At 67.6% G+C, this 4,219-nt stretch carries 4 protein-coding genes; 1 reads left to right on the forward strand and 3 read right to left on the reverse strand.

Features of this window, described 5'->3' with window-relative positions; translation table 11 throughout:
- Window positions 1-224: 224 nt before the first annotated feature.
- Window positions 225-2,552, reverse strand: coding sequence for an ATP-dependent Clp protease ATP-binding subunit ClpA (clpA, locus tag AX685_RS06725; RefSeq protein ID WP_066486768.1), 2,328 nt, complete (start codon window positions 2,550-2,552; stop codon window positions 225-227).
- A 151-nt stretch (window positions 2,553-2,703) separates the two neighbouring features.
- Window positions 2,704-2,901 carry a DUF1192 domain-containing protein gene (locus AX685_RS06730; protein ID WP_066486774.1) on the reverse strand — a complete coding sequence of 66 codons (198 nt, stop codon included), beginning with the start codon at window positions 2,899-2,901 and terminating at the stop codon, window positions 2,704-2,706.
- 76 nt (window positions 2,902-2,977) lie between these two features.
- On the opposite strand from AX685_RS06730, the gene AX685_RS06735 reads away from it, so the two are divergent.
- Window positions 2,978-3,979, forward strand: coding sequence for an NAD(P)H-quinone oxidoreductase (locus tag AX685_RS06735; RefSeq protein ID WP_231738648.1), 1,002 nt, complete (start codon window positions 2,978-2,980; stop codon window positions 3,977-3,979).
- A gap of 55 nt (window positions 3,980-4,034) precedes the next feature.
- Here the strand turns inward: AX685_RS06735 and AX685_RS22390 are convergent.
- The coding region (locus tag AX685_RS22390; RefSeq protein WP_066486771.1) for a hypothetical protein at window positions 4,035-4,219 on the reverse strand (185 nt) is incomplete at its 5' end.

Consider the following 4,219-nt stretch of genomic DNA (forward strand, 5'->3'; position numbering starts at 1 on the left):
GCCCATGGCGACGCCAGCCGCCACGAACGCAGCAAGCAGGACCAGCCAGGAACGGAACAGGTGCGGCACCATCCGCTGCCCCCTAGCAGCGCGGAGGCAAAGGGAAGGTAAATACCCGGATGACCGGCGAAATTTCGCGCGTGCAGATGACCGCAAAAGAAAACGGGCCGGGTGCGGCACCCGGCCCGTTCGTCAACAGCGCCTTTCGGTCGGCGCCGGGGGCGTCAGCCGGCCTCGACCGGCGCGGCCTTGCCACCTTTCTTCTTGCCCGGCTTCTTCGGCGCGGCCGGTTCGATCGCGAAGGTGAGCGCGCCGTCCTTCAGATGCACGGTCACCTCGCCGCCGTGCACCAGCTTGCCGAACAGCAGTTCCTCGGCCAGCGGCTGCTTGATCTTCTCCTGGATCAGGCGCCCCATCGGGCGCGCGCCGTACAATTTGTCATAGCCCTTCTCGGTCAGCCACTTCTTGGCCTCCTCATCCAGCTTGATATGGACGTCACGGTCGGCCAGCTGCAGCTCCAGCTGGAGGATGAACTTGTCGACGACGCGCGCGACCACCTCGGTCGGCAGATAGCCGAACGGCACGATCGCATCGAGGCGGTTGCGGAATTCCGGCGTGAACATCCGCTGCACCGCCTGCTCGTCCTCACCCTCGCGAGTCAGGTTGCCGAAGCCGACCGTCTCGCGCGCCATGTCGGACGCGCCCGCATTGGTCGTCATGATGAGGATGACGTTGCGGAAATCGACGGTCTTGCCGTGCTGGTCGGTCAGGCGGCCGTTGTCCATCACCTGCAACAGGATGTTGAACAGATCGGGATGCGCCTTCTCGATCTCGTCGAGCAGCAGCACGCAATGCGGGTTCTGGTCGACCGCATCGGTCAACAGCCCGCCCTGGTCGAACCCGACATAGCCCGGGGGCGCACCGATCAGCCGGCTGACCGAGTGCCGCTCCATATATTCGCTCATGTCGAACCGCTGGAGCGGGATGCCCAGGATCGTCGACAATTGCTTGGCCACCTCGGTCTTGCCGACGCCGGTCGGGCCGGTGAACAGGTAGTTGCCGATCGGCTTTTCCGGTTCGCGCAGCCCCGCACGCGCCAGCTTGATCGCCGACGCCAGCTTCTCGATCGCGACATTCTGCCCGAACACGACCCGCTTCAGGTCGGTTTCCAGCGTCTCCAGCTGCTTCTTGTCGTCGGTCGACACGCTTTTCGGGGGGATGCGCGCCATGGTGGCGATCACCGCCTCGATCTCCTTGGGGGTGATCGTCTTCTTGCGCTTCGACGGCGGCACCAGCATCTGCATCGCGCCCACCTCGTCGATCACGTCGATCGCCTTGTCGGGCAGCTTGCGGTCGTTGATGTAGCGCGCCGACAGTTCCACCGCGCTCTTGATCGCATCGGGCGTGTACTTGACGCTGTGATGCTCCTCGAACGCGGAGCGCAGGCCCGCCAGGATCTTGATCGTGTCCTCGATCGTCGGTTCGTTGACGTCGATCTTCTGGAACCGGCGCAGCAGCGCGCGGTCCTTCTCGAAGTGGTTGCGGAACTCCTTGTAGGTGGTCGATCCGATACAGCGGATCGTACCGCCCGACAGCGCCGGCTTGAGCAGGTTCGACGCGTCCATCGCGCCGCCGCTGGTCGCGCCTGCGCCGATGACGGTGTGGATTTCGTCGATGAACAGCACCGCGTCGGGCAGCTTTTCCAGCTCGTTGACGACCGCCTTCAGCCGCTCCTCGAAATCGCCGCGATAGCGGGTGCCCGCCAACAACGCGCCCATGTCGAGCGAATAGATGACGGCGGGCTTCAGCACGTCGGGCACGTCGCCCTCAACGATCTTGCGCGCCAGCCCCTCGGCGATCGCGGTCTTGCCGACGCCCGGATCGCCCACGTACAGCGGGTTGTTCTTCGACCGGCGGCACAGGATCTGCACCGTGCGGTCGACCTCCGCCGACCGCCCGATCAGCGGATCGACCTTGCCGATCTTGGCCTTTTCGTTGAGGTCGACGGTGAACTGCTTGAGCGCGCTTTCGCCCTTCTTGCCGCCCGCCTCGGCCTTTTCCTTCTTCTCCTCCTCGGCGGCGCCCTTCACGCTCGTCGCTTCGGGCGTGGCATTTCCCTTGCCGACGCCGTGGCTGATATAGCTGACCGCATCCAGCCGGCTCATGTCCTGCTGCTGCAGGAAATAGACCGCGTAGCTTTCTCGTTCGGAAAACAGCGCGACCAGCACGTTGGCGCCGGTCACCTCGTCGCGGCCGGACGACTGGACGTGCAGGATCGCGCGCTGGACCACGCGCTGGAAACCGCTGGTCGGCGACGGATCGGTCGCGGCATCGACCTTCAGCGCGCCCAGCTCGGTGTCGAGATAATGCGCGACCGTGGTCTTCAGCTCGCCCGTGTCCACCCCGCACGCGGTCATCACCTGGCTGGCGTGCTCGTCATCGATGAGCGCGAGCAGCAGGTGTTCCAGCGTCGCATATTCGTGGCGGCGCGAGGAAGCGGCCTCGAGCGCCTTGTGCAGCGTGGTCTCGAGGGCGCTGGCGAATGAAGGCATTACGATACTCCTAGCAGGCGGCACGCAGGGGACATGCCGCCTTTCACACGAATGTCGTGATCGACGGGCCGCGCATCAAGCGCCCCCCGGTCAGGCGCGGGGAATGTCGCACCGCCGGCCGGCCGGGACCGCCGCGTCGGTGCGGAAACGCTCACCGCCTGAACAGCGCGTCGGCGCTGGCCCGGTGGGTGACCGCGCCGTCGATCTTGCGGCGGGTGCGCGCGATCTCCGCCTCCAGCGCCTTCACCCGCGCCTCCAGCTCGGCCACCGACAGGCGATCGAGATCCTGCGCAATCAGCGCGGTCAGCGGGTCGTCGGGCCGCGGTCCAAGGATGTCGTCCAGGTCCACATGACGAACGTTGACCGGCCGCGGCGCCAAGTCAATAAGGCGATCGACCAGCCGCACGAGGGGGACGGGCGAGGCGATGAGCGACGGACCACAGACGATGCGGGCGATCGATCCGGAAGCGGTCGGCGGACCGGAGGTCTTGCGCGTCGTGGAGCGCCCGATCCCCGTCGCCGACGCGGACGAGGTGCTGATCCGCGTCGCCGCCGCCGGGGTGAACCGCCCCGACGTGATGCAGCGTCGCGGCCTCTACCCGCCGCCGCCGGGGGCGCCCCCGATCCCCGGGCTGGAGGTGTCGGGCACCGTCGTTGCATTGGGCAGCGGGGCCGAGCCGGCGCTGCTGGGTCAGCGGGTCTGCGCGCTGGTCGGGGGCGGCGGCTATGCCGATTATGTCCTCGCCCCCGCCGCGCAATGCCTGCCCGTCCCCGCTGCGCTGACGATGGTGGAGGCCGCCGCCATGCCGGAGACGCTGTACACGGTGTGGACCAACCTGTTCGAACGCGCCTTCGCGGTGGAGGGCGATACCGTGCTGGTCCATGGCGGCACGTCGGGGATCGGCACGATGGCGATCGCGCTGTCGCGATTGTTCGGGCTGGAGATCATCGTCACCGTCGGATCGGACGACAAAGCCCGGGCCGCCCGCGCGCTGGGCGCGAATCATGCGATCAATTACAAGATGGAGGATTTCGTCGAGCGGGTGAAGGAGATTACCGGCGGGCGCGGCTGCGCGGCGGTGCTCGACATGGTCGGCGGCGATTACGTGCCGCGCAACCTGAAATGCCTGGCGGACGACGGGCGCCACGTGTCGATCGCGGTACAGGGTGGCGCGAACGCGACCGTCCCGCTGTTCGAGATCATGCGGCGGCGGCTGACGCTGACCGGATCGACGCTGCGCGCGCGCGATGCGGGGTTCAAGGCGCTGGTCACCGACGAGATCGCGCGTACCGTCTGGCCGCATGTCGCCGAAGGCCGGTTGAAGCCGGTGATCGACCGCACCTTCCCGCTCGACCAGGCGGCGGACGCGCACCGCCGGATGGAGGCGGGCGACCATGTCGGAAAGATCGTGCTGACCGTCGAATGACGCCGACGGCGCGGAATGTCCGGGCGGCGAGCGCGCCGCCCGGGGGTAACGAGGCTTAGTTGCTGTCGCTGTCGTCGTCGCCGCCGGTGGCGACCAGCACGCCGACGGTCAGCGCCGCCAGGATGCCGATGCTGATCAGCGTCGTGCCCGGCACGGCGGCGCCGATCTTGCTCGACTTGGCGGCCGGCGCGGCGGCACGCGCGCTCTTGGCGACCGACAGCGACGCGGCCGGATTGGCGG

Origin of the sequence: Sphingomonas sp. CCH9-F2 (genome assembly GCF_001556735.1) — a bacterium.
Lineage (GTDB): Bacteria > Pseudomonadota > Alphaproteobacteria > Sphingomonadales > Sphingomonadaceae > Sphingomonas > Sphingomonas ginsenosidimutans.

Coding starts and splice junctions, on each gene's coding strand:
- clpA (WP_066486768.1), bottom strand. CDS start 2,552: ATGCCTTCATTCGCCAGCGCCCTCGAGACCACGCTGCACAAGGCGCTC.
- AX685_RS06735 (WP_231738648.1), top strand. CDS start 2,978: ATGAGCGACGGACCACAGACGATGCGGGCGATCGATCCGGAAGCGGTC.